This is a genomic window from uncultured Gordonia sp., from assembly GCF_937858515.1.
Classification (GTDB): Bacteria; Actinomycetota; Actinomycetes; order Mycobacteriales; family Mycobacteriaceae; genus Gordonia.
The window spans coordinates 1-24146 of the sequence record NZ_CALLZT010000216.1 but is presented as its reverse complement, the minus strand read 5'-3'; the positions used below and the strand labels follow the sequence as shown (position 1 = coordinate 24146).

Genomic DNA, 24146 nt, shown 5'->3' with positions numbered 1-24146 from the left:
TCCTACGAACTGTCGTAATTGATAGTCACATGTACCTATACCAGCAGGTCAGAATGCCCGAGGGACCTTCGCCCCGAGTATCCGGCGCGGCGTGTTCGACGCCCATGCGGCGGGCCGGTCCCCGATCGCGGCGGCCGGCACCGCCGGCGACGATCAGACCATCCGGTGCCGGGTCCGGCCGGTTGCCGGTCCCGGAGTCGGGCAACTAGGTTGATCGGGTGCGATTCGGCTCCGGAACCAGCAATCCCCGCCCGCGACTGCGGCGGACGTCGATCGGCGCGGTACTGGCCGCGACGATGATGCTCCTCGGCGCGTGTGCGGGTGATGAGCAAGACCTGACCACGCCGGACGGCTCCCCCATCTCCATTCCGACCACGCGACTGGCCGAGGTCAACATCGTGGGCGCCGAACGCGACTACACCAAGACCTGTTTTGCACCCACCGCGCCGGACGCCGGTAAACTGGATGTCGGCCGGATCGTCGTCACCGATCCACTGCTTCTCGATGACCTCTGCGCGCTCGGGATCGGGTCCAAGGTCACCGCGGTCACCGTGCCCGAGGATGCCGTCCCCCGCTACCTCGGCCCGCAGCTCACCTCCGTTCCCGCGATCGGCGAATCCCCCGGATCATCCGCGGTCGCCACCGCCGACGCCGATATCGTGCTGACCACCCCGGCCACCGCCGTGCGCGCCGCGGCGTTCTCCGGCACCAAGGTCGTGACGATCGACCCCACCGACGATCCCGCGGCCAACTGGACCGAGCGGTACCGGTCGGTCGCCGCCGCTCTTAACCGGACCGCCGCCGCGACGGACCTGCTGGCCCGGTTCACCAGAGAGGCGGCCCGAACGGGCAGGCGTAAGGACGCCGCGCATACCGAGGTGTCCCTCGTCCGGTTCAGCGCCGACGGCCAGACCGCCGAGGGCACCGATTCGTTCGCCGCTCAGGTCCTCGCCGCTATCGGCGTCCAGCGGCCGGCAAGCCAGCGCGAGGCCGGCAGTACGAAACTGACCGACGACAATCTCACCGTCGCCGACGGCGACCTCATCTATGTCAGCTATCGCGACTCCGGAGACGTGACCGGCCCCTCCGTCGAGGACAGCGCGTCGTTCAGGCATGCCCGGACCGTCCTGGAGAGCGACCGCTGGCTCGATATGGGTGCACCCACCTGGAAGCGCGTGCTGGCAGTCGACGACACCGTCTGGTACTCGACATCGGGCCTGGCCGCGGCCTGGCTGGTGCTCAACGACGTGAAGGGATCGCTGGACTCCAACTCCTGAACCCCGTTACGGGAATGCCTACCGAAAGGTTTTCAATATCGGACTCGGATGGCTACGATCGACCCCATGATCCATACACTGCCCGACGAGTACCGGGACCTGCTTGAGCGTCCGCTCATCGGGATACTCGCCACCGTCGCCCCCGACGGGCGACCGGCGCAGCAGCCGATGCGATTCACCTGGGACGGCGCCCACCTACGGATGAGCCAGACCATTCCGCGCCGCAAATTCGTGCCACTGCAGGCCAACCCCAACTATTCGTTCATCATCACCGACCCCGACGACCCCGCGCGGGTATTGGAGATCACCGGCTGGCTGGTCACCGTCGGCGGCGACCCGGACGGCGACTTCTACCGGCAACTCGGCCGCCGCTACGGCAACCCCGACGAACCGGTCCCCGCCGACGTCGACGACCGGGTGGTGCTGATCCTCGACGCCCAGCACTTCATCCCGAAGACGGCACCACAGCCCACAGCGACAACCCCCGCGGGCTGAGGCCCGGCGGTGAGCAGTATTCGGTTGTCACAGGCGACCGATAAAGTGTTCGACCATCGCCACCGCACCTGACCCGCCCCGCATGCTCGGCCTCCACGCCCTCTGGCGTCCGGGGGCCGGTCTGTCGTTGTGGCACGACACACTCGCTCCCGAACCGGAACTGCCCGGACCGGTCGCCGCACTGCTGGCCGGCCGCCGGTTCAGTACGCGTGTGGCCGTCATCGATTCCGACGGCCGCCGGGACTTCGCGGCCACCGCCACCCTCGGCGTCACGGCCGCGGTCGTCCTTCTCGACGCCACCCGGTCGCTGCCGGCGCACCCCGAGATCGCCTGGTATCGCCATCTGCTCGACGGCGTGCGACGTCTGGTCGCCGCCGGCGCCGTCACGCCCACGGTCACGTCGGCGGGCGGCGCGTCGCTGGTGCGCTGGCAGCCCGTCGCCACCCCGGTGTGGCGTAGTTGGTCGGCGGTGATGTGGGGTGCCGCGCCCGAGATAGTCACCATGAACAATCCCGACCCCCGTGCCGCCGTGGACGATCTGGTCGCCGAACTCACCGACCATCTGTGCCGCGCTCGCCTGGCCGGTGTCCGCGCCGACGCACACCGGTTCGGCTTCATCGGGGACCTGCTCCCCGGATCGTCCGGCGACACCGTGTCGCCGAGTAGGGCGGGGGCCGCGTCGGCGGCGTGGCTGACCTGGCAGGCGAGCGCCGGCGGCGACGAGACGACCGTCGTGTTCCGGCTGCACGAACCCGATGAGACCGACGAGTTCCCCGGTACGCATGCACTGTGGCGATTCCAGGTGTGTCTGCGCAACGTCGAGGGTCATCTGGAACCGGTGGCGCCGCATCGACTCGATCCTGCACAACTCGACCGGGTGACCACCGACCTGGCCAACGCGGTCAGCGCGTTCGGGCCGCTGCGGCAGGCCGAACCCGACCGCACGAGCCTGGACTATCTGCTCACCACCGACACGGTCGCCGAACTCCTCTCCGACGGCGTCTCCGCGCTCGGCCGCGCCGGATTCGCGGTCCTGTTGCCACGCACCATCGCCGACGTCCGGCCCGCACTCTCGCTCACCGGGCGCCCGGTGGTGGGCAGCCCCCGGCGCAACGCGATGGTCGGGCTCGGTGCGGTACGGGATTTCCAGTGGCGGCTCGCGCTCGGCACCGGCGGCGACGCAGTTGCGCTCACCGACGCCGACATCGACGAATTGGCGCGGCAGAAGGGTGATCTGGTCCGGGTTCGCGGTATCTGGATGCGCGCCGAGGGTGCCGCACTGACCCGTGCGGCAGGGTTCATCGCCGCGCAGCGTGTCGCCGCCGCAGCCGGCACCCCACCCGACATGGGCGAGTTGCTCGACCTGGTGACCGGCGACACCGAACGCACCGGAATCCCGGTCACCGCGGTGTCGGGCATGTCCTGGCTCGACGACATCGCCGACGCGGGTTCGCTTCGCCCACCGGTACTTCCGGGTGCGGTCCTGGCCGATGCGACGTTGCGCCCGTACCAGCAGCGCGGATTTGAGTGGCTGACCCATCTCGGCGGGCTCGGGGTGGGTGCGGTACTCGCCGACGACATGGGCTTGGGCAAGACCGTCCAGGTGATCGCGGTCCTCGCCCACGAGCGTCGCAACGCCCACGAGTCCGCGGAGGACCGGCTGCCCACGCTCGTGATCTGCCCGATGTCGGTGATCGGTAACTGGCAACGCGAGATCGCCCGATTCGCACCGGAACTCACCGTCACCATGCATCACGGCCACCAACGCGCAACGGGCAAGGCGTTCGCCGCCCGGCGCCGCGATACCGACGTGGTCATCACGACCTTCGCGACGGCCACCCGCGACCGTGAGCTCCTCTCCTCGCATTCTTGGCGGCGCATAGTCGTCGACGAGGCCCAGCATGTCAAGAACGTGAATACTGCTGCGGCCAAGGCGATCCGCACGATTCCCACCGAGCACCGAGTCGCCCTGACCGGCACCCCGGTGGAGAATCGTCTGGAAGACCTACGTGCGGTCATCGACTTCGTGAACCCGGGACTGCTCGGTTCGGCGTCGGTGTTCCGCGCCAGATTCGCCGAGCCGATCGAACGCGAACGTGATCCGGCGGCGCTGCGGCACCTGACCAGATTGACCCGGCCATTCATCCTGCGCCGCGAAAAGACCGATCCGTCAATCATTTCCGACCTTCCCGCCAAAGATGAGCTGACGGTCCGGGCAAATCTGACCGTCGAGCAGGCGGCCCTGTACCGGGCCGTCGTCGACGAGTTGATGGAAGCGCTCAAGGACAAGGAGCAGCGGGTGCTGCGCAGGCGGACGGTGCTCGCCGCACTGACCAGGCTCAAGCAGATCTGCAATCATCCCGCGCACTACCTCGGCGACGGTTCACCTATCACCCGGCGCAGCGGCCACCGGTCGGGCAAGGTCGAGTTGCTGGCCGACATCGCGACAACCCTTGTCGACGAAGGAGACCGGGCATTGGTGTTCACCCAGTTCGCGGCGTTCGGGGAGATGCTCACCGGCTGGCTCGGCGAGTTGCTCGACGCCGATGTCCCCCTATTGCACGGTGGACTGTCCCGCACCGATCGCGATGCGATGGTGGCGCGCTTCCAGACCGGCGACGACGCGCCGCCCGTACTGGTGGCCACACTCAAGGCAGGCGGCACCGGACTCAACCTGACAGCCGCCAATCATGTTATCCACGTAGACCGTTGGTGGAATCCGGCCGTCGAGGACCAGGCCACCGACCGCGCCTACCGAATCGGTCAGCGGCGCGACGTGCACGTGCGCCGCTTCGTGTGCGTGGGCACTCTGGAGGAACGGATCGACGACATGATCGGAAGCAAACGCGAACTGTCGGCGCTCACCGTCGCGACAGGCGAGAGCTGGCTCGGCGACTTCGGCAACGACGAGTTGTACGAACTGTTCGCATTGCGCGATGAGGCGGTCAGCGAATGAGCCCGCGAGGTGCGGACCGGAAGGCGACCCGCGGCTACGGCGTGACTCCGTGGTCGCGGGCCGTCTGCGATGTCGTGGAGGGCCGCGATACCGGTCCGGTCGACTCCCGACGGATCACCAAGGCCCGCAGCTACTTCCGCGACCGCAACGTGCGGCAGCTGTCGATCGGCAGCGGGCGGGTCACCGCTCTCGTCGACGGTAGTCAGCTCGACCCGTTCGAGGTGACGGTCACTATGCGCCCGGTCCACACGCCGACGGTCGCGTCGTTATTGCGGTCCCGGAACGCCGTCGACGACCTGCTTGCGCTGACCCGCGGCACGCAGCCGAATGTACTGGGCGAGCTACTACTGCCCACCGAATCCGCCGACATCGCCTCAGAATGCAGCTGTCCCGACGAGACGGTCCGCTGCATCCACGTTCTCGCCGTCATCTACGAGGTGGCCGCCGACATCGACAGGCACGCAACCACTCTGCTCACGCTGATGGGCACCGACCTGACCCAACTCCTGTCGGCAGTCGAATCACTCAGCGGCGCAACATCTACCGACCCTGACGAGGTACCGACCCCACTGGTGCCGACCGCCGCGCCGGCACTCCCCCCGCTACCCGATCCGCCGCGGATGACCCCGATCATGGATCTCGACATCAAATCCCTGCACGCGGCGCTGCGCGCCTCCGGAATCCCGGCCGGCGACGTCGGCGAGGCCGTCGACCAACTCGCCGAACTCTACGACGCCCTTCTTGACCCCAAACAAAAGTAGCCCCCTCTTGATCCCTGAGGCCAGGCAATCATCGTTACCTCGGTCATGATGATGATCCCCGAACAAAAGTAGCCCCCTCTTGATCCCTGAGGCTGAAGCGACGAAGGAGCGAAGGTCACGAAGGGTCCGGTGAGACGCGAATCCTGACGGAACCACCGGCTCAGTGGCCACCAGTACGCCGATCAGATACGACAATGTCCGCAACCACCGGTGAAAGTGGTTGCGGACATTGCTATCTCACCAGATTTCGAGGCTCATCGCCTAGCGGCTCTTCTTCCCTCAACCATCGAGTTGGACCGCATCGGCGTCGCCAGAGGCGACAACCCCACCCGACTTCGCGGCACCCCGCCCGTTGACCAGGCCGGTGACGTCGATTCCTGAGTCTTCGAGAGTCGAGATGACCCCGGCGATCGTCTGCGGCGAGATTCCGAGCAGTCCGGTGAGCGACGACTTTGCCTCCGACGATCCTCCGATGATCGAGATCTTGTCGATGTTGCCGAGTTGCTCGGCCGACTTGCCGGTCGCCTCGACGAGCGCCTTCAGCACGGCCGGCAGGATCTCCATCCGCACCGCCTGGTCGCTGAACGCGTTGAGCGAGTCGGCGATCTGGCGTTTACCGGTGGCCTCGGCCTCCAGTTTCGCCTTCAGACCATCGGCCTCGGCCTGCTGCTCGGCGCGCAGCGCTTCGGCGGCCAGCTTTCGGGCGTCGGCCTCAGCCGTGCGGTTGGCCAGCAGACCGTCGGCTTCTGCCTGGGCCTCCGCACGCCGGGCGTCGGCGGCGAGCTTGCGTGCGTCGGCGGTCGCCGCACCGGTCTGCCGGGCGGTTTCAGCCTGTGCCTGGGCGTGCAGAATGGCTGCCTGCCGTTCACCTTCGGCTCGGGCCACCGATGCCTGCCGTTCGGCCTCCGCGGGCGCGATCACATCCGCTTCGAGCGAGGCCTGCGATTGCAGAGTGCGCTTGCGTTCCACCTCGGTCCGCGCCTCAACGCGGGCGGCCTCCGCCTCTTCCCTGGCGATACCGACGGCCTTCTCCGCGCGCGCCCGGGCGAGCGGACCGGCCTGGTCGGCCTCGGCGTTCTCGGCTTCGGTCTGCGCACGCAGCCGAGCCAGTTCGACGTCGCGACGCTGGTTGGCGGTCGCGATGGCGGTGTCGGCCTGCGCCTGGGCCGTCGAACCTTCCTGCCGCGCCTTGGCGGAGAAGATCTGCGAATCGCGTTCGGCCTCGGCGGTACCGACGGCGGCGTCGCGCTTGACCTCGGCGATGCGCCGCTGACCGAGCGATTCGAGGTAGCCGTTACGGTCGGAGATACCGGCGATCTTGAGGACGTCGACCTCCATACCGATGCGGGCGAGGTCACTGCCCGCTTCCTCGACGACGCTGCGGGCGAGGGTGTCACGGTTGGAGTTGAGGTCCTCGACCGTCATCGTGGCGGTGATGCCACGCAGGCTGCCGGCGAGGATCTCGTTGATCTGTCGCTGCAGTTCGTTGCTGTCGGAGGTGAGGAATCGCTGCACGGCGGTCTGCACCGCCTCGTCGGCCGATCCGATCCGCACCAGGCCGACTGCTTCGACGTTGACGGGAACACCGTTGTTGGACAACGCATTCTGCAGGTTGATGTTCACGTTGAACGGTTCGAGCGACATGACGTCGACGCGTTCGATGCCCGGAATCCGGAAGCGGGCTCCGCCCCGGACCACCTTGGGCGCGCCGCGGCCGGTGAAAACGGCGACCTCGTTGGGTGGGACTTTGATGTAGTTCCGGACGTAGATCACCGGAATGAGAATGAACACCACGAATGCTACGACGGCGACCACTGCGATGATCGTAATCATATGCACCCCGTTTCCCTTGTTGTGTTGTCAGGTCTTTTGTGGCACTGAGACTTCCGTCAGTCCAGTGCCGGAATCGCCACCACCCGTACGTATTCGGCGTCGACATCGCAGATGTACACCTGCGCACCGGCTTTGATCGTTGCAGATTCCTCGGTTCTGGCCTTGAGCCGCACGCGCGCACCGTCAGGATCGGCGATGGTGATCTCGCCCCACCCGTCGGGCTCGATCGGAAGCTCCACCCGGCCGGTCATACCCAGGTACGACGCCCGCCCGAAGTGTGAATTAGATTGTTGCCGAAGCATATACGGAAGCAGGAGGCCCCGGAAGACGCCGACCAGGGCGACACCCACGCCCGCACCGACACCGATTGAGACCCCGGACGGCAGACCGGCGAAGTCGGCACCGAGGCCGCCGGCACCGAACCCGAACAGGGCGATCGCCAGGCTCGTCAGGCTCAGGAACGGCAAACCTCCGTCTCCGACGTCGCCGATATCCCCGATCTCACCTGCGAAGAGCGCGGCCAGCAGCGCGAGCAGACCGATCGCGAAAATGACTCCGAATACAACCGTCACCCACTGCCCCTTCCGTGTGTCCCCTGCGCGATCCCCCGCACCATAGACGGCGGTCATCTCGTCGCGCACGCCTCGCGTAGCCTGAACGGCCGACGCGGCACCCTCGCGACCAGGGAAGTATTATTTGATAATACACCATCCCGAAGGAGATTGCAGTGGCCCGGAACACATCCATCACCCTGGGTGACCACTTCCACACTTTCGTCCACGACCTCGTCGACTCCGGCCGCTACGGCTCGACCAGCGACGTCATCCGCGCCGGCCTGCGCCTGCTGGAGGAACACGAACAACGGATTGCCGCACTCGGCAAGACAACCGAAGAAGTCGACGGCAACCCCGAGCCATAAACGGGCGTACGCTCGTATCCATGCCCGACATGAAGGCCACTACGTCAAGATCATCAAGGCCGATCCCGCGGTCCGAGTGCGCCTGAAAGGCAACTGGCACAACGACATCGCACACCTACTACCCGACGACGACCCCCACGCCCGCCTCAAGCAACTCCCCGGCGGAAACAGCGCCGTCGTCCGTCTCGTCGGCACCGACCTCCGCAGCATCCGCATCGACCTGACCTGACCTGACCTCCACGCGCAACAAAACCGCGTCCCACGAATTTGGTGTCGCAGAATCGGATTCGCGCGACGCAGGTTCGGGTTGTGGTCACCGCTCAGGATGCACGAGCCCACTTGTCGAGGGCCTCACGGATAGCCTCGGAACGAGTCAGATGTTCCCTGTCGGCCCGTGCCATCACAGCGGCGAGTTCGGACTCACTCAGCCGGACCGTGACAGCGTGCGTCGGCTCGTTGGTTCGCGAAGGCCGGCCCGGCTCCCGGAAAGTTGATCCAGGAAATCCCTTCTCGGCGTTCTCGATCAGTCGCGCGAGCACCTCTTCGGTGATCTCCACACCGTTGACAGTGCCGTAGGAGCCATTCACCGGCCTTGCCACCTGCTCACTCATCGAATCCTCCTCTGCATCCTCTCCACCACGGACTTACGTGCCGGCATCGCGTGGATCACCAGATACCTGGTACCACCCCCAAAGCGCAACGCCGCGACTTCCCATGGACGGCCCGCATCGTCGAATGCGAGCCTCATGTATCGCGGCGGCTCGTCATCATCGATCACAACCTCCTCAATACCCTCGATCCACATCCGAACCACTTCATCGGCGCTCAATCCATGTTTGAGTGCCGATTCGTGGACCTGCACCAGCACGTCCATCTCACCACCCCCGCTGTATTTATGTACACGATACTATCCGGAGTTTCGTACACACAACCCCTCACGCCACGGCAATAGGCGGAGGCCTAGAGCAAGCACTCGTGTAAGTGCACGGCGGACTCATCGCTGACGCGCATTTCGGGAACGAGATCGTGCAGTGCCGTCGCGGTGTTGATGATCATGTCGACGTCATGGACCTGACTTGTCCATTCGGTGGGGATCCCCGTGAAACCGAAGTAGGCACCGGCAAGCTGCCCGTAGACGGCTCCCACTGTGTCTGCGTCGTTGCCGAGATTGACCGCCAGCAAGGCGCCGGTGGCGAAGTCGTCAGCATGAGCGAATGCCCACAACGCCGCTTCGAGAGTGTCGACGACATAACCGGACGACGAGATCTCGTCGCGGGACTTACGAAGGTACTTGCCCGCCAGCACAGCCCGGATGCCTGGCGATGACATCGTCCCGACGCAGTTTCAGACGCGGGAACGACGCGGGTCAGAAGTCCCAGTCTTCGTCTTCGGTGTTGACGGCTTTGCCGATGACGTAGGAGCTGCCGGAGCCGGAGAAGAAGTCGTGGTTTTCGTCGGCATTCGGGGACAGGGCGGCCAGGATGGCGGGGTTCACGTCGGTCTCGTCCTTGGGGAACATCGCCTCGTAGCCGAGGTTCATCAGGGCCTTGTTGGCGTTGTAACGGAGGAACTTCTTGACGTCCTCGGTGAGGCCGACCTCGTCGTACAGCGCTTCGGTGTAGTCGGATTCGTTGTCGTACAACTCGAACAGCAGCTCGAAGGTGTAGTCCTTGAGTTCCTGACGACGCTCGGCGGTCTGCGTTTCCAGGCCGCGCTGGTACTTGTAGCCGATGTAGTAGCCGTGCACGGCCTCGTCGCGGATGATGAGGCGGATGACGTCGGCGGTGTTGGTGAGCTTGGCGCGGCTCGACCAGTACATCGGCAGGTAGAAGCCCGAGTAGAACAGGAACGACTCGAGCAGCGTCGAGGCCACCTTGCGTTTGAGCGGGTCGTCGCCACGGTAGTAGTCCATGACGATGCGTGCCTTGCGCTGCAGGTGCTCGCTCTCCTCCGACCAGCGGAAGGCCTCGTCGATCTCCCTGGTGGAGCACAACGTGGAGAAGATGGAGCTGTAGCTCTTGGCGTGCACCGACTCCATGAACGCGATGTTGGTGAGCACCGCCTCCTCGTGCGGGGTGACCGCGTCGGGGATGAGCGAGACCGCGCCGACGGTGCCCTGGATGGTGTCGAGCAGCGTCAGGCCGGTGAACACCCGCATCGTGAGCTGCTTCTCGTACTCGGTGAGCGTGCTCCACGACGGGATGTCGTTGGACACCGGCACCTTCTCCGGCAGCCAGAAGTTGCCGACCAGCCGGTCCCAGACCTCGGCGTCCTTCTCGTCGGGAACGCGGTTCCAGTTGATCGCGGACACCCGGCTGACGAGCTTGATCGCGGCGCCGTCGGCTGGACTGTGGGCGGGTTCGAACATGTTCCCTCGATCTCGATCGTGATCTCAATGGCATCGGAAGACTGATCGCAAGGATACCGTTCTGGAGCCGAGCCGCTTCACTACGGACTGCGTGCAGCGTTTCCGCTGGTTCGACTGATCAGGTCGGGAGCAACATATGCCGACCCTGCTCCGACGACGAACGGAGTCGGTGCGCCCGGCCTCCCCCCGGGCTCACCGGCCGTCCGCCGGGGCGCGTTCGCCGACCTCACGCTCGACAATGCCGCGAACAGTGCGGACGCAGCGGTCGAGGTTGCCCTGCAGATCGGTGCGCCGGTCCCGCACACCGAGCGCCAGCACCTCGAAGAGGCGCGCCACCAGCGGCAGGTCGACGCGCATCACGAACTCCTCGGTGAGCAGGGCGCCCTCGGCGTGCGGTTCGACGAGGTAGGCCCAGCCGGTGAAGTCCTTGCCCATCATCTCGACGACGAACCTGAACTCGCGGTCCGGCTCGTTCGCCACCACCGTCGCCGTGGTCTTCCACCTGCCCCGGCGGCGACGGTTGTGCCCGACGAAATGCGTGTCGTCGACCCATTCGACGCGGTGACACTCCGGGCTCCACTCGGGGTAGCGGGTCGGGTCGGACACCACCCGGAAGACCTCGGCGGGCGCGGCACGCACGACCGTCGACGCGCGGATCGTGTCGTCCTTACGGAGTTTTCCGGTCATCGGTCTCCTCGGCTGAGCGGGACTCTCGTGGTCAAAGGTGATCCCCCTCAGGTCACAGCATGCAGCTGACGCAGCCGTCCACCGACGTACCCTCCAGCGCCATCTGACGCAGGCGGATGTAGTAGAGCGTCTTGATTCCCTTGCGCCAGGCGTAGATCTGCGCCTTGTTGACATCACGGGTACTGGCGGTGTCCTTGAAGAACAGGGTCAGGCTCAGGCCCTGGTCGACGTGCTGCGTGGCGGCGGCGTAGGTGTCGATGATCTTCTCGTAGCCGATCTCGTACGCGTCCTGGTAGTACTCCAGGTTGTCGTTGGTCATGTATGGCGCCGGATAGTAGACGCGGCCGATCTTGCCCTCTTTGCGGATCTCGATCTTGGCCGCGACGGGATGGATCGAGCTGGTCGAATGGTTGATGTAGCTGATCGATCCGGTTGGCGGCACCGCCTGCAGGTTCTGGTTGTAGATGCCGTCACGCTGCACGGCGGCCTTCAGCGCACGCCAGTCGTCCTGGTTGGGGATGTGAATCCCGGCCTGCCCGAAAAGATCCCGCACCTTCTGGGTCTGCGGCTCCCACGCCTTGTCGACGTACTTGTCGAAGAACTCACCCGAGGCGTAGGCCGACTTCTCGAATCCACCGAACGGCTTACCGCGCTCGCGGGCAATCTTGTTGGAGGCCCGGATCGCGTGGTACAGCACGGTATAGAAGTAGATGTTGGTGAAGTCGACGCCCTCGTCGCTGCCGTAGAACACCCGCTCCCGCGCCAGGTATCCGTGCAGGTTCATCTGCCCGAGTCCGATGGCGTGGGACTCGTTGTTGCCCTTCTCGATCGAGGGCACCGAGGTGATGGCGGTCTGGTCGCTCACCGCGGTCAGACCACGGATCGCGGTCTCCACGGTCTGCCCGAGATCGGGCGAATCCATCGCCTTGGCGATGTTGAGCGAACCCAGGTTGCACGAGATGTCCTTGCCCACTTCGGCATAGGAGAGATCGTCGTTATACGTCGACGGCGTGGACACCTGCAGGATCTCCGAGCACAGATTGGAGTGGGTGATCTTGCCGTCGATCGGGTTGGCCCGGTTCACCGTGTCCTCGAACATGATGTACGGGTAACCCGACTCGAACTGCAGCTCGGCGAGAGTCTGGAAGAACTCGCGGGCCTTGATCTTGGTCTTTCGAATCCGCTTGTCGTTCACCATCTCGTGGTACTTGTCGGTCACGTTCACGTCCGCGAACGGCACTCCGTAAACGCGCTCGACGTCGTACGGGCTGAACAGGTACATGTCGTCGTTGGCCTTGGCCAACTGGAACGTGATATCGGGGATCACCACCCCCAGCGACAGTGTCTTGATGCGGATCTTCTCGTCCGCGTTCTCCCGCTTGGTGTCCAGGAAGCGGTAGATGTCCGGATGGTGGGCGTGCAGGTACACCGCACCCGCACCCTGCCGGGCACCGAGCTGATTGGCGTAGGAGAACGAATCCTCCAGCAGTTTCATGATCGGGATGACACCCGACGACTGGTTCTCGATCTTCTTGATCGGCGCGCCGTGCTCGCGCACATTGCTCAGCAGCAATGCCACCCCGCCGCCCCGCTTGGACAATTGGAGAGCCGAATTGATCGACCGCCCAATGGATTCCATATTGTCTTCGATGCGAAGCAGGAAACAATTGTGAACGACTGTCCCTCGGATTGAGTACGTATGCGTACCCTTGACGTGCAGATTATAGACTTTATCCGGAGTCTCGTCGATCTGAACGAGCTCGCGAATACCGTACACCTGCCGTCCGTGGACGGTTTGGTAGGTTGTCCGCAGCGTTCCCTTTCGGCCGACGTAGTTCTGCAAATTCTTGCCGATGTCGAAAATGAACTCTTCATTGACACCGGGAAGTCCCGGAACCACGACATGGCCCGTCAGATTCCCCGCCTGATTCGTGTACCTGCGCACAATCGACATCACACCGAGACGTCGAAGCATCAACTGAACTTGGTCGACGAGGACGGGATTGACCAGGTCCAGAACCATCCCGCCGACAGTTGAGCACCCATCGCCACGGAACAAGCCCATCAAGACCCCACGCTGGAACTGTTCATCCGCGGTGAGAACGCTGTGAGCCAGTCGCTTTGTGCTGTACCCGGTACCCGCCAGCGACAACAGCAGTTCGGCGACGACCTTGCTGTTCGAGACCATACGCACCGAGTGGTCGCTGCTGTTGCTATGAACTGACAGTTCAGTGGCAAATACTCGCTTGAATGCCGATGACAACTCCTCATGATATGAGGTCTCGTGAGCTCCGAGGGTGAAGTGCACTCCGTTCGCCACTGTGCGCTCGGTGGATCGCTTGGAGACATGCCCCTCCGCGATGTACCACCCCAGGATCAGCCCCAAGTCATACGATTCTTCTACATGCCGGTTGACCGAGATGAATCGCTGGCTGTGCCGTTGCTTGTTGCGGTGCTTCTTATCCTGATTGACCTTGCAGATGAGCCCGTCAACCTCTTCGTAGACTCCCGCTCCGACATACTCCATCAGGTCGTAGGAACGCCGTGCCCGCGCTTCGGATGGCGCGGTAGTGACAATAAAGTCCGAGTGGTGAATATCTTTCGCCGCCAGCCACACAAATCCGTTGAACGGATCGGCACCGTCGCCTTCGATCAGGGTGTCCACGTCTCTGGTTGTCCACACAAGAATCGGATGCTCGGGGGTACACCGAATGGGCTCTTTATGCCCGAAGTGGGAGATTGAGATCAACTGCTGATCATTGTCGTTCTCGATCAGCTGTTCTACTTCGGCGTACGTACCATCGTGCGAGAGAACCAGATCCCCCGGCTTCAGCGACTCGATCGCCCGCTGTCCATCGGCAGTATCTATTGGTGTACCCGCCGGGAAACAGCTCACTGGCTCACCGCGTTGTTTCTTGCCCGAATTGAGGAAGGTGGGGGTAGCCGGCTGGAACCGGCCCTCGATGATCTCGTCGACGAGGTTGCGCGCCAGTGCGGTGTCTCCGGCGGCGAGGGTCATCGCCACCATGCAGACCCGGTCCTCGAAACGCTCCAGGTAGCGCTTGCCGTCGAAGGTCTTGAGGGTGTAGCTGGTGTAGTACTTGAACGCGCCGAGGAATGTGGGGAAGCGAAACTTCTTGGCGTAGGCCTGCTTGAACAGGTCCTTGACGAACTCCCTGTCGTACTGCTCGAGTACCTCGGGTTCGTAGTAGTTCTCCTCCACCAGGTATTCGAGCTTCTCATCGAGATCGTGGAAGAACACCGTGTTCTGGTTGACGTGCTGCAGGAAATACTGCCGCGCCGCCTCGCGATCGCGGTCGAACTGGATCTTGCCGTCCCTGTCGTACAGGTTGAGCATCGCGTTGAGGGCATGGTAGTCGAGTTCACCCGGCTCATGCCCGGACGGTCCGGCGTGCACACCGGACTGGCTTGCCGACGCGATGGTCTCAGTGGATGCGGTTGGCGACACGAAATACTCCTGGTAGCACGACGGAAACTCTGGGGGAAACTCTGGGGGATGGAATCAGGCTGGGAGACAAGGAAAACAGGTTACGCCCGCGCATGCCGGGCATCGAGGCGGGCAGCAAACTCGGCGAGTCCCGCGCGCACGCGCACGACGTCGTCGGCGGTGCCCATCAGTTCGAATCGATACAGGTACGGTACACCGCATTTGCGCGAGATCACGTCACCGGCGAAACAGAACTCCTCACCGAAGTTGGTGTTGCCGGCGGCGATCACTCCCCTGATCAGCGAGCGGTTGTGCTCGTCGTTGAGGAAGCGGATCACCTGTTTGGGTACGTAGCCGCCGCCGGTCGTCGAGGACACCTTGCCGCCACCGTAGGTGGGACAGATCAGCACGTACGGCTCATCGACGGAGATCGTCGTCTGCCGGTCGTTGACCGGAATCCGGACGGCACGCACGCCGAGCTTGGTGACGAAACGATGAGTGTTCTCCGACACCGACGAGAAGTACACGACGAGCGGCACCTCATGGCTGGGCATCGCTGCACCTTCCATCTGACGAGCAGTATTCCCGGACTGGAATAGCTGCCGGGCCGACGGACCCGCCGGCCGGCACCCGACCACCGTGACCTCACCGAGGTCATGGCAGGCCGGGGACGACCGACAGGTCCCGACAATCCTGACCGATACGTCCTGACGAGCAGAGGCGCGAGAATTCGACTTCCCCATCGCATTCCCACCGGCCACTGCCGGCACCGGCCGTATCAGGCGGCGTTGGCGGCGAGTGCCTTGATGCGATCGGGACGGAATCCCGACCAGTGCTCGTCACCGGATACGACGACGGGTGCCTGCAGGTAGCCGAGCGCCATGACGTAGTCGCGGGCGGCGTCATCCTTGCTGATGTCGACGATCTCGTACGACAGGCCCGCCTTGTCGAGGGCCTTGTAGGTCGCGTTGCACTGAACGCAGGCCGGCTTGGTGTAGACGGTGATTGCCATCGAATCTCCCTCGTGATCTGACTGCTCTGCTGTCTCGGAGGGTGCTGCGAGGCAGCCCCCGCAAAGTACCCTCCCCAGCGTGATGCTCACGGTCCGCACGACTCGAAAGTCTGGTGCGACGTCGAAACCTCTTGCGTGTGATTCGCGATCCCGGACCGCTTGTCATTCCGCCCCGCCGGTTTCACAAACACTACACCTAGTGGGTGGCGTTTGCCCAGACCACTAGACCTTGGGAATCACACCGGTGAAAGTCGCAGGTAGAAGCGGTAGGAAAGCCCAAACTCCCAGGTCATCGGGAGTGTCGCCGAGCGCCTGCCGCGACCGCACGGACGGCGATGACCGCCTCCCACCGTCGATCACGACGGCCGGAAGCGGCCATGGCAGAGGAAGCCCCCGCAGGCGTGCCCGAGGCGGCCTTAGGCGACGGCGGCCACCTCGCCGGCGAGCCGGCTCACGGCGCCGACGACCTGTTCGACGACCTCGGGCGCCGACACGCCCTGCTCTCCGAGCTTGGACGAATTGATGCCGACCTCGACCTCTTCAATGACCTGACCGCCGGCGATACCGACAGACTTGCGGGTCTCGGTGCGCGACCAGGTGCCGGCGTACTGACCGAGTGCCGCACCGATCACGCCGACCGGCTTGCCCTTGATGGCGCCGGTTCCGTACGGCCGCGACAACCAGTCGATCGCGTTCTTCAGCGCGGCCGGGATGCTGCCGTTGTGCTCGGGGGTCACGATCAGGACTGCATCGGCGTCGGCGACGGCGGTCCGCAGCCCGGCGACCTTGGCGTCGACCTCGCCCGCGGCCGGGTTGACCGACGGATCGGTGTCCTCGTTGTAGAACGGGAGCGCACCGAGGTCCTCGATGACGCTCACCTCGACCCCTTCGGGCGCGTTGTCGGCGGCGACGTGCGCGAGTTGCCGGTTGACCGATGCCTCGCGGAGGCTGCCCACGAGTGCGACGACCCGGGCCCCCTGTGCCGGGGCTGCCTGTACCGAATCGGTTCCGTTCGTATCCTGCGACATGATGGTTCCTTCCCGAACTACGTCATCTACTCGACATCGACCAACCGGACCGAGGTCCGTTATATTCCCGGATGGCGGACGGGTTAGGCTCAGGGGCGTGTCACACGAGGCGGAAGCGGACAATCCGGTACCGGACGGTCCCGGACCGAAGCACGCCGACCACAGTGGCCCCGACACAGCCCGCGTCCTCCCGGTCCACACGTCCACACTCGCGCTGTCCCGGCGGCCGGCCGACCTACTCGCCGCGGACCTGCTCGCCGCCGAACCCGAGCGTTCCGACGCCGCCCGTAACAGAAGACTCCTACTGGCCGCGGCGCAGCGGCTGATAAAGACCCGGCCCGTGTCCTCACTCACGATGGAGGCCGTCGCCCACGAGGCCGGCGTCGGCAAAGGCACCGTGTTCCGGCGATTCGGCAGCCGTACCGGCCTGATGATCGCCCTGCTCAACCACTCGGAAACCGAACTGCAGCAGGGCTTTCTGGCCGGACCACCGCCGTTGGGGCCCGGAGCGCCGCCGCTCGAGCGGCTCACCGCCTACGGCCGCGCCCGGCTCGACATGACGGTCACCCACCTCGACATCCTCCTGGAGGCCGACAGCGCGGGCGGACGGTTCCTGAGCCATCCGGCGTGGGCCGCGTCGACGACGCACGTCGGCTTTCTGCTCGGACTACTCGGTCTCGGGCCACGCGTCGACGTGCTGTCGGTCGCCATTCAGACGCCACTCAACGCGGCGGCGGTGGCCCATCTACGCAATGTCGCCGGCCTCGACACGGACACCATCTACGGGCAGTGGGAGACGATGGTCCGGTTCCTCGTCGAGGGTTCGCACATCACGACCCCACCTTCAGACCCACTCACCTGATGCCTTCGGTCAGGGCACGCTCAGCCCTGACCGACACCGTCGTGTGCCACCAGTGCGGCGGTCCTGCTGAGGGTGGGGCCGGGCGGCAACAGTGAGACGATCGGCCACGGCACCGGCGCAGGTTCGGCCGACAACCCGAGCACTGCGGCGGACTGCGGCTCCGCGATGCCGTACCGGACTCCTGAGTCGCTGACGTAGAAGCGCGATTGTGCTCGGGTGCTGCGTGATTCGGCACCGGTGACGATCACGGGTTCACCGCTGCCGGGCCGGACGTAGACACTGTCGACGGACGGTCCGCCGCCGTCGGCGCCCGCCACCGGGACCGGCGACGCGCCGTCGGGAATCGGTACGGACGTACCGATTAGTAATGTCATCCGGGCCGGCGTCCGGTCGTTTGCGGGCAACCACGACTGGCAGGCGACGGGATGGGTGTCCACCGGGGCCACATCCGGAACCTCCGACGGAAAGTCGCCGACGGCGAGTTCGGATGTGGTGGGCAGCGCGGCGATCCGGGCGGGCGGCACCGTCGCGACCGCCCCCGATCCGCGCGCGTCCGCGGTCCGCAGGATCTCCGCGGCCACACGTCCCACCTTCTGCACCGCATCGGCGAGGACGACGTAATAGGTGCTGGTGTCATCGACGGCGACCGAGCGCACGACCGACCCCACGGCGATGCCCGGCCCGGTGAGCACACCTTTGCGGCCTTTGCCCGCAATCTGTGGCAGGGCGATGGGCGGTACCTCCGGAATGAGCGCGAGCAGACCGGCGCTGACCGGCCGCGGCGCGACCCCGTCCAATCGCAGTACCGACCGGACCTCGACGGATTCGAGGTCCACCTCGGCGCGGACCGCCGTCTCGTCGCCGTCGGGCCGGTAGACGAGAAAAGTCTTGTCCGCGTGCGAGATCAGCAGCGCCGAACGCCGCGACGCGGGTGCGGCCGGCCCCTCCCGAACCGGCGGTGCCGCGATCACGCTCAGCCGCACACCGCCGGTACCGCCGCTCGACGGCCCCGCCTCGTCGCATACCGTCCATGCGCGTGCGCCACTCGCCGGACCGGGTAGGGCCGACGGTGCCCCGGGGATCCCGAGCAGCGGTCCCCGCGGATAGCCGCTCAGCTTCTTGTCGGCCACCGACCGGGGCGTATCGGCCTTTCCGGTGATGAGCCGCGCCGACGCCAGGTTCAGCACCGGGTGCAATCGATCGGATACGACCACATACATTGCGCCGCTGCCTTTTCCGACGACGATCACCGAATCTCCGACGGCCCCCTGGGGGCGGATCATCCCCCAGATGGCGCAACCGGCCAGGATCACCACGGCCAGGACCGCGCCGACCGCCAGCGCGTTGATCTGCGATCGCATCGGGTCGTCGATCATCCGCACGTCGCGTCGAACCAGTGCGTGCTCGAGCCTGCGGATCATGAACCGGTACCCGTTGACCTGCGCACGCGTGGTCAGTTGCCTCGCCAATACGTCCTCCCCCCACAGTCGGAACCCCCGCGCCCCGCCGGATACCGGTCCGGCATCCACAGATACCGGCCGGGGCCCCTTTGCCGCCGGCGGGCGCCGTAGTAGCGTATCGGAGCGATGGCGGCCGGGCGAGACCATCATGCACAGCACGAACCTCGTCACCTGCCGCCTCCGCGCCGAAGGGGGGTTGCGTGAGAACGTACCGAGCACTGCCACAACAAGATTCACACACCGCGATCGGATACATGATCGTGGTTCAGATCGCCGCCGGGGTGGTATTGGCCGTCTGGGGTCTCTCGTCCGCCGCACCGGCGGCGGTGACCGGCGTCGTCGCGGCGATCGTCATCGCCGGCTGGTGGTGTTGCACACAGATCCGCGAAGCCCGATCGTTCTGGACGCGAATCCTGTTCCACATCAACGGTTCTCGCGTATCCGTCGGCATTCCCGTCGAGTTCGCCGATATCCCGGCCACGGGAGGGCCCCTGACGGACACGCTGGTCGCCGGCGACGCACAGGCCCGTACAGTGGAGGGCATCGGTGTATCCGTATCGCCGGACGTTCTGGTGACCGTGATCCGAGTACGGCCCGCATCCCCCGCTGTGCGTTACCTCGACCGGACAGGACGCGACTGCGGGCCCGGCACCGAACCGCCGCTGGCACTCGCGCCACTGGCCGACTGCCTGGCCCAGTTCGACATCGCCCTGCACTCGATCGACGTCGTCGTCCACACCGCGTCCGCCGGTGCATCCGGCCCTGTGTCACATTCGTACGCAAGAACTTTGGGACCCATCAGGTCGACACCACGCACCAGTACCTTCGTGATCGTCCGGCTCGATCCGCGGAACTGCCCCGAAGCGATCACGCGCCGCGGCGGCAACACCGAGGGCACCGCACGCACCGTGGCCGTGGCCACCAGGCGGGTCGCGGCCCGCGTCACCGAACGAGGCCTTGCCGCCGATATCCTCTCCGCCGCGGAGATCCCCGCGGTATTGCGCGAACTCACCGGCGGCCTGGCCTCCGCCGAAGTGAGCCAGTCCTGGGGTCACGCGTATTCGGGCCCACTGTGGTGCCGGACGGTGCCACTGGACCAGGGCGGCGCGGCACAGCGCTACTCCTCCATCGACGCCGCCGTCCATCCCGCCGCTGCCAATCCCGCCCCTACCCATCACCGTGCAGCCGATCACACTGTGCTGCAGTCGGATACGTGGGCACGGCCGACCGCCGCCACGACGACCGTCATCGGCCTGACCGGCACGGCGTCGGCACCCTGCGTACGGGTGATCACCCGGATCATCGACACCGATCGCGGCACCGACGACCGCGACGACGGGCCGGCCGACACACATGCGTTGTGCGGCCATCAGGCCGAAGCGCTGCTGACCGGCCTGCCCCACCCGCGTTCGCACACCGCGTGGCGTCACGTCGCACCGGTGCTCGGTGCGGCCGCCCGACAATTGATCCAGCGAATAGCCTTGCCGTGCAGCGGATCAGGTCAGCTCCTCGGTGCCGACCCGCAAGGCAGGCCGGTTGCGCTCACGCTCGCCGGTCCCGGCGTGTCCCGGGTGGTCATCGACGCACGCCGGCCGCTGGCCGCGCAGATCGTGTTGCGCGCCATCGCCACCGGCGCGCAGGTCGTCGTTCACACCGACGATCCCCACCGCTGGCGGCCCATGCAGACTGCCGTCGATCGTCCCGACCGGCTCAGTCTGGCACCGGCAAACAACCTCCCCGTACTGCCGGCGCGGGTGGAGGTCTACGACGGACCCGTTCCACCTCCGGACTCACCCGGGGTCACGATCTTCCAGCTGTGCGAGTTGGCCGACGAATCGGCCAGACCCGGCAACGCACCGGCCACGACGGTGTTCATCAGGCAGGATCGGCGCAACCCACACACCTTCAGCGTCGACACCCACACCGGCAGAACCGTGGTCTCCATTGTGGCCGTCGACGATGAATGGGCGATCATCAACGGCCGCCGTGGCTCGGCGGAACCGCCCCGGACAGCGCAGGGTGCACATCTTGCACCGGTCCACGCGGCACCTCTGGCTAACGCGTACCCTACGCCGGTGCCGCCGGCACCTGTCCCTCCACCGCCCCGGCGCGCTGACTGACCGGTACGAGCACCCGGCAGAACGTCGCCCTCGATGACGCGGCGCGAACGACGACATCGGGATCGCCTGCGGCCAGCCATAGCGCCGAACCCGCCGGAACCGTCGCCGAATCGCCTGCGGCCGTGCGCACCTCGATGGTGCCGCCGAGTACCGCAAGCATCTGCGGCCCGGGCATGTCGAACGAAATCGATTGCGAGCGCCGCAGTCCCGTCCCGTCCAGTTCGACCTGCGACAGGCGGAACTCGGCTGCCGGTGTGAGATAGATGCGTTCGGCGCCCAGGGTGCGCACGGTGGGACGCAGTTCGGCCACCGGCACCGGAGTGAAGTCGAGTACGCGCAACAACTCGGGCACGTCGATGTGCTTGGGGGTCAGCCCACCCCGCAACACGTTGTCGGAATTGGCCATGATCTCGACACCGGTACCGTGCAGATACGCGTGCAGATTTCCGGCGGGCAGGTACAGCCCTTCGCCCGGACGCAGCCGCACCCGGTTGAGCAGCAACGACGCCAGCACCCCCGGATCTCCAGGATACATCTCACCGAGTTCGAGCAGGGTCCGCAGCTCACCGGTGAACTCCGTGTTACGCGACTCCAGCACCGCGACAGCGCCTTCGAGGACCTGCGGCACCAGCGCCATGATCGCGTTCTCGGGAAGTGTGAGCCAGGTGGTGAAGACCGCGCGCAGCCCGTCGCAGTCGGCCTGACCGGCGAGCAGCCCCAGATAGGGGTCGAGCGCGGGCACCTGCAGTTCACGTAACAACTCGACTGTCCGGGCCGGTGGCCGGAAACCGGCGAGCGCGTCGAACTCCGTCACTGCGACGACGAGCTCGGGTTTGTGCCAGGGATCGCGGTAGTTGCGCTCGGGTGCGTCGATCGCGAGCCCGCGGGCATTCTCCCGAGCGAAACCCTCCTGTGCCTGGACAAGGCTCGGGTGGGCCTGCAGCGACAACGGCTCCTCCGCCGCGAGGATCTTGAGCAGAAACGGTAGCCGTTCGCCGAACCGGCCCATCGATCCGGCGCCGAGCTCGTGCACCGGATCGGACCGGATCACCGAGAGCAGGTCCGTACCCGGCATGCCCTGGTCGCCGGACCGCACGCACCGTGCGGGCGCCGCCGGATGGGCACCGAACCACAGCTCGGCCTCCGGATGGGCAGACGGAACCTGCTGTCCGCGCAGCGATGCGAGGGCCGTCCGCGACCCCCACGCATAAGGGCGGACCACCCCTTCGAGTCGTTCCATTCAGCTCCCCCTGATCAGCCGCAGGTACACAGCGGCCATATCCACGCGCAACAACGCCGACAGCAGCGGTTCGAGATCGGCGGGCAGATCACCACGGGTATCCATAGGCGAACCCGGTGCAGCCGCCTGCTCCGATTCTCCGTTCACGGATCCGACGACCAGCACCGCCTCGCCCAGGGCGCCCGTCCGGTGACGCAGTTGCCACTCACGGCGCGGCACCCCCAGCACGAGAACGGTCAAGGCAGCCGGTGCCGGACCGTCAATGAACGGATCGTGGAACAGCGAGTCCGCCGGGCCGGAACCCGCGCGATCACGCACCGCGACCGAGGCTCCGGCGACGTCGGTGGCCGCGCACGCGACGCCGGCGATCGCCAGCATCGTCGTCGCCGCCTGTGCGGCGGTCGCGACGCTACCGGGAGTGTCGCCACACACCACCATCGAGGTGTCCGCCATCCGCGACGCCAGCAGCTTGGCCTGGTTGCGAAACGACTCCCGCGACACGTGGTTGGCCGCGGCCTCGGCGTCGAGCGCATTGGCCACGGCATCGAGACCGGGAACCTCGCCGGTGAATCTGACCGAGGACAGACCCGTCACCACGGCCACAATGACCGCGACGAATCCCGTGAACCCGAACCGCCGATCAACATGCACCCGCGGCGACAGATCGATGCCGGCTCCGCCCAGCGCGTCACGCAGTGGACCTTCCAGCGGCGCCCCGACGACGACCTCGGCACGCCGTCGGGTGGCGCGGGCTGCCGCATCGGCAAGGGCCGGATCGCCCGCGTCGTCACCGAGGACGACCACCACGTCGAGTGGGCCCACCCACCCGGGCAACGACGGCACGCACACGAGCGGCACGTCGGTGTGTGCGGCGAGCATCGCGACCGTGAACTCGGACGCAGCGGCCGCGACGAGGCTGCCCCCCGAAACGATCACCACGCCGCGTGGCCGTAAGGGGGACAACGGATCGAGCGCACCCTCGCGCACAGCCTCGGCGACGGCACGCACCTGCGCACCTGCCCTGGCCACCGACTGCAGCAGCCCATCGACGTCGAGAGCCACCAGCCCTTCGACATCATCGAGATCCGGCATACCGGTGCGCATGACCACCACACTAGTGTCCCGGTGCGGAGAAGTCCGGCATCGACTCAGGTCGTCGCCTGAGTGTTCAGTCGACGGGGTCGGGCAACACGCGAAGGTGGCCCCTGCGGCCCGGCCGTGGTTTGACCGGAGGCAACGGCTGCACAACACCGGCATCACCGCGGGCGGGACGGTCGTAGATGCTCTCCCCCGGCAGTCTCGGCGAGAAGCCCGCGCGCCGATGCCTGTTCGTCCTCGCCTCGTCGAGGCCGTCGAAACCGGCCATCCGTTCTGCGGCGACACCCGATCTACCGCCCACTTCGCGTACTGCTTCGGCCAGGGCCGTCAGTTCGTAGTCCTCGGCGACGGGCGCGGAGAAGCCCCGTTCGCTGCGCAACATCTCCCACCCGCGGGGCACGGTGATCCGCAGTGCGTGGTCTTCACACAGGTCCCACGAATGCGGTTCGTCCGTGGTCGCCAACGGGCCCACCACCGCGGTCGACTCGGCGTACACGAACGTCAATGTCGCCACGGCAGGCCGCGAGCAACCGGGCCTGCAGCACTGTCGTGGAAGTTTCACCCCACGAGATTATCGTGCCG

General features: G+C 66.0%; 21 protein-coding genes and 4 pseudogenes. 8 read left to right on the top strand and 17 right to left on the bottom strand.

The genetic code is table 11. The features are described from left to right. Window positions 1-296: 296 nt before the first annotated feature. From Q0627_RS21550 to Q0627_RS21535, 4 genes are all read left to right on the top strand, one after another. Complete coding sequence (locus Q0627_RS21550) at window positions 297-1277, top strand: ABC transporter substrate-binding protein (protein WP_291019030.1); 981 nt, start codon at window positions 297-299, stop codon at window positions 1275-1277. Between the two features lie 66 nt (window positions 1278-1343). Next, a complete protein-coding gene (locus tag Q0627_RS21545; protein ID WP_291019016.1) occupies window positions 1344-1772 on the top strand; it encodes a pyridoxamine 5'-phosphate oxidase family protein in 429 nt (142 codons plus the stop codon). Window positions 1773-1854: 82 nt separating this feature from the next. After that, window positions 1855-4728, top strand: a complete 2874-nt coding sequence (locus tag Q0627_RS21540; protein ID WP_291019018.1) for a DEAD/DEAH box helicase — start codon at window positions 1855-1857, stop codon at window positions 4726-4728. Next, the gene (locus Q0627_RS21535; protein ID WP_291019020.1) at window positions 4725-5489 is read left to right on the top strand and encodes a hypothetical protein; all 765 of its coding nucleotides are present in this window, start codon (window positions 4725-4727) and stop codon (window positions 5487-5489) included. Before Q0627_RS21540 ends, Q0627_RS21535 begins: the two co-directional genes overlap by 4 nt. Window positions 5490-5768: 279 nt before the next feature. On the opposite strand, the gene Q0627_RS21530 is transcribed toward Q0627_RS21535, so the two are convergent. Then, entirely contained in the window at window positions 5769-7328 is a 1560-nt protein-coding gene (locus Q0627_RS21530) for a flotillin family protein (protein WP_291019022.1), read from the bottom strand. A gap of 50 nt (window positions 7329-7378) precedes the next feature. After that, window positions 7379-7894: an NfeD family protein gene (locus tag Q0627_RS21525; RefSeq protein WP_291016227.1), complete on the bottom strand. Its 516-nt coding sequence runs from the start codon at window positions 7892-7894 to the stop codon at window positions 7379-7381. A 155-nt stretch (window positions 7895-8049) separates the two neighbouring features. Between Q0627_RS21525 and Q0627_RS21520 the strand changes: the two genes are divergently transcribed. After that, window positions 8050-8241 (top strand): type II toxin-antitoxin system ParD family antitoxin, encoded by a 192-nt coding sequence (locus tag Q0627_RS21520; RefSeq protein WP_291016228.1) that lies wholly within the window; start codon window positions 8050-8052, stop codon window positions 8239-8241. A 40-nt stretch (window positions 8242-8281) separates the two neighbouring features. Then, window positions 8282-8470 (top strand): annotated as a pseudogene (locus Q0627_RS21515) (nitroreductase/quinone reductase family protein); the annotation flags it as partial. Between the two features lie 91 nt (window positions 8471-8561). On the opposite strand, the gene Q0627_RS21510 reads toward Q0627_RS21515, so the two are convergent. The 11 genes and pseudogenes from Q0627_RS21510 to Q0627_RS21470 all read right to left on the bottom strand — a co-directional run bounded on the left by Q0627_RS21510 (window position 8562) and on the right by Q0627_RS21470 (window position 16784). Beyond that, a complete protein-coding gene (locus Q0627_RS21510; RefSeq protein WP_291016229.1) occupies window positions 8562-8852 on the bottom strand; it encodes a ribbon-helix-helix domain-containing protein in 291 nt (96 codons plus the stop codon). Further along, window positions 8849-9115, bottom strand: a complete 267-nt coding sequence (locus tag Q0627_RS21505) for a toxin (RefSeq protein ID WP_298812762.1) — start codon at window positions 9113-9115, stop codon at window positions 8849-8851. The genes Q0627_RS21510 and Q0627_RS21505 overlap by 4 nt, the downstream gene beginning before the upstream one ends. Window positions 9116-9201: 86 nt before the next feature. Further along, on the bottom strand, window positions 9202-9570 hold the full coding sequence (locus Q0627_RS21500) for an ADP-ribosylglycohydrolase family protein (protein WP_298812758.1): 369 nt from the start codon (window positions 9568-9570) through the stop codon (window positions 9202-9204). 37 nt (window positions 9571-9607) lie between these two features. Beyond that, complete coding sequence (gene nrdF, locus Q0627_RS21495) at window positions 9608-10609, bottom strand: class 1b ribonucleoside-diphosphate reductase subunit beta (protein WP_291015790.1); 1002 nt, start codon at window positions 10607-10609, stop codon at window positions 9608-9610. 192 nt (window positions 10610-10801) lie between these two features. After that, window positions 10802-11296, bottom strand: coding sequence for an SRPBCC family protein (locus Q0627_RS21490; protein WP_291015792.1), 495 nt, complete (start codon window positions 11294-11296; stop codon window positions 10802-10804). Window positions 11297-11348: 52 nt separating this feature from the next. Continuing rightward, window positions 11349-12965: pseudogene (gene nrdE / locus Q0627_RS22580) on the bottom strand (class 1b ribonucleoside-diphosphate reductase subunit alpha); the annotation flags it as partial. A 24-nt stretch (window positions 12966-12989) separates the two neighbouring features. Further along, window positions 12990-14192, bottom strand: a pseudogene (locus Q0627_RS22575) (LAGLIDADG family homing endonuclease); the annotation flags it as partial. Then, window positions 14181-14765: pseudogene (locus Q0627_RS22570) on the bottom strand (ribonucleotide reductase N-terminal alpha domain-containing protein); the annotation flags it as partial. The pseudogenes Q0627_RS22575 and Q0627_RS22570, both read right to left, overlap by 12 nt. 80 nt (window positions 14766-14845) lie before the next feature. After that, window positions 14846-15298 (bottom strand): class Ib ribonucleoside-diphosphate reductase assembly flavoprotein NrdI, encoded by a 453-nt coding sequence (gene nrdI, locus Q0627_RS21480; protein ID WP_291011232.1) that lies wholly within the window; start codon window positions 15296-15298, stop codon window positions 14846-14848. 224 nt (window positions 15299-15522) lie between these two features. Further along, window positions 15523-15756: a glutaredoxin-like protein NrdH gene (nrdH, locus tag Q0627_RS21475; protein WP_291011234.1), complete on the bottom strand. Its 234-nt coding sequence runs from the start codon at window positions 15754-15756 to the stop codon at window positions 15523-15525. Window positions 15757-16172: 416 nt separating this feature from the next. Further along, window positions 16173-16784, bottom strand: a complete 612-nt coding sequence (locus Q0627_RS21470; protein ID WP_291011236.1) for an NAD(P)H-dependent oxidoreductase — start codon at window positions 16782-16784, stop codon at window positions 16173-16175. A gap of 214 nt (window positions 16785-16998) precedes the next feature. On the opposite strand from Q0627_RS21470, the gene Q0627_RS21465 reads away from it, so the two are divergent. After that, window positions 16999-17646: a helix-turn-helix domain-containing protein gene (locus tag Q0627_RS21465; RefSeq protein WP_291011266.1), complete on the top strand. Its 648-nt coding sequence runs from the start codon at window positions 16999-17001 to the stop codon at window positions 17644-17646. Between the two features lie 20 nt (window positions 17647-17666). Here Q0627_RS21465 and eccB read toward each other — a convergent pair whose 3' ends face one another. Beyond that, entirely contained in the window at window positions 17667-19115 is a 1449-nt protein-coding gene (gene eccB, locus Q0627_RS21460) for a type VII secretion protein EccB (RefSeq protein WP_291011238.1), read from the bottom strand. 245 nt (window positions 19116-19360) lie between these two features. On the opposite strand from eccB, the gene eccE reads away from it, so the two are divergent. Next, entirely contained in the window at window positions 19361-21226 is a 1866-nt protein-coding gene (eccE, locus tag Q0627_RS21455) for a type VII secretion protein EccE (protein ID WP_298812749.1), read from the top strand. Here the strand turns inward: eccE and manA are convergent. The 3 genes from manA to Q0627_RS21440 form a co-directional block, all read right to left on the bottom strand. After that, window positions 21174-22466 (bottom strand): mannose-6-phosphate isomerase, class I, encoded by a 1293-nt coding sequence (gene manA / locus Q0627_RS21450; protein WP_291011243.1) that lies wholly within the window; start codon window positions 22464-22466, stop codon window positions 21174-21176. The genes eccE and manA overlap by 53 nt on opposite strands. Beyond that, window positions 22467-23570 carry a hypothetical protein gene (locus tag Q0627_RS21445; protein ID WP_298812746.1) on the bottom strand — a complete coding sequence of 368 codons (1104 nt, stop codon included), beginning with the start codon at window positions 23568-23570 and terminating at the stop codon, window positions 22467-22469. A gap of 64 nt (window positions 23571-23634) precedes the next feature. Further along, window positions 23635-24126, bottom strand: coding sequence for a DUF3499 domain-containing protein (locus Q0627_RS21440; RefSeq protein ID WP_291011248.1), 492 nt, complete (start codon window positions 24124-24126; stop codon window positions 23635-23637). Between the last annotated feature and the right edge of the window lie 20 nt (window positions 24127-24146).

Excerpts from the sequence above, each read along its gene's own strand:
- Q0627_RS21470 (WP_291011236.1), bottom strand. The coding sequence starts at position 16,784 with ATGTCGCAGGATACGAACGGAACCGATTCGGTACAGGCAGCCCCGGCA.
- Q0627_RS21540 (WP_291019018.1), top strand. The coding sequence starts at position 1,855 with ATGCTCGGCCTCCACGCCCTCTGGCGTCCGGGGGCCGGTCTGTCGTTG.
- Q0627_RS21535 (WP_291019020.1), top strand. The coding sequence starts at position 4,725 with ATGAGCCCGCGAGGTGCGGACCGGAAGGCGACCCGCGGCTACGGCGTG.
- Q0627_RS21550 (WP_291019030.1), top strand. The coding sequence starts at position 297 with ATGATGCTCCTCGGCGCGTGTGCGGGTGATGAGCAAGACCTGACCACG.
- nrdH (WP_291011234.1), bottom strand. The coding sequence starts at position 15,756 with ATGGCAATCACCGTCTACACCAAGCCGGCCTGCGTTCAGTGCAACGCG.
- Q0627_RS21445 (WP_298812746.1), bottom strand. The coding sequence starts at position 23,570 with ATGCGCACCGGTATGCCGGATCTCGATGATGTCGAAGGGCTGGTGGCT.
- Q0627_RS21500 (WP_298812758.1), bottom strand. The coding sequence starts at position 9,570 with ATGTCATCGCCAGGCATCCGGGCTGTGCTGGCGGGCAAGTACCTTCGT.
- nrdI (WP_291011232.1), bottom strand. The coding sequence starts at position 15,298 with ATGCCCAGCCATGAGGTGCCGCTCGTCGTGTACTTCTCGTCGGTGTCG.
- Q0627_RS21505 (WP_298812762.1), bottom strand. The coding sequence starts at position 9,115 with ATGGACGTGCTGGTGCAGGTCCACGAATCGGCACTCAAACATGGATTG.
- manA (WP_291011243.1), bottom strand. The coding sequence starts at position 22,466 with ATGGAACGACTCGAAGGGGTGGTCCGCCCTTATGCGTGGGGGTCGCGG.
- Q0627_RS21490 (WP_291015792.1), bottom strand. The coding sequence starts at position 11,296 with ATGACCGGAAAACTCCGTAAGGACGACACGATCCGCGCGTCGACGGTC.
- Q0627_RS21510 (WP_291016229.1), bottom strand. The coding sequence starts at position 8,852 with ATGAGTGAGCAGGTGGCAAGGCCGGTGAATGGCTCCTACGGCACTGTC.
- Q0627_RS21545 (WP_291019016.1), top strand. The coding sequence starts at position 1,344 with ATGATCCATACACTGCCCGACGAGTACCGGGACCTGCTTGAGCGTCCG.
- nrdF (WP_291015790.1), bottom strand. The coding sequence starts at position 10,609 with ATGTTCGAACCCGCCCACAGTCCAGCCGACGGCGCCGCGATCAAGCTC.
- eccE (WP_298812749.1), top strand. The coding sequence starts at position 19,361 with ATGATCGTGGTTCAGATCGCCGCCGGGGTGGTATTGGCCGTCTGGGGT.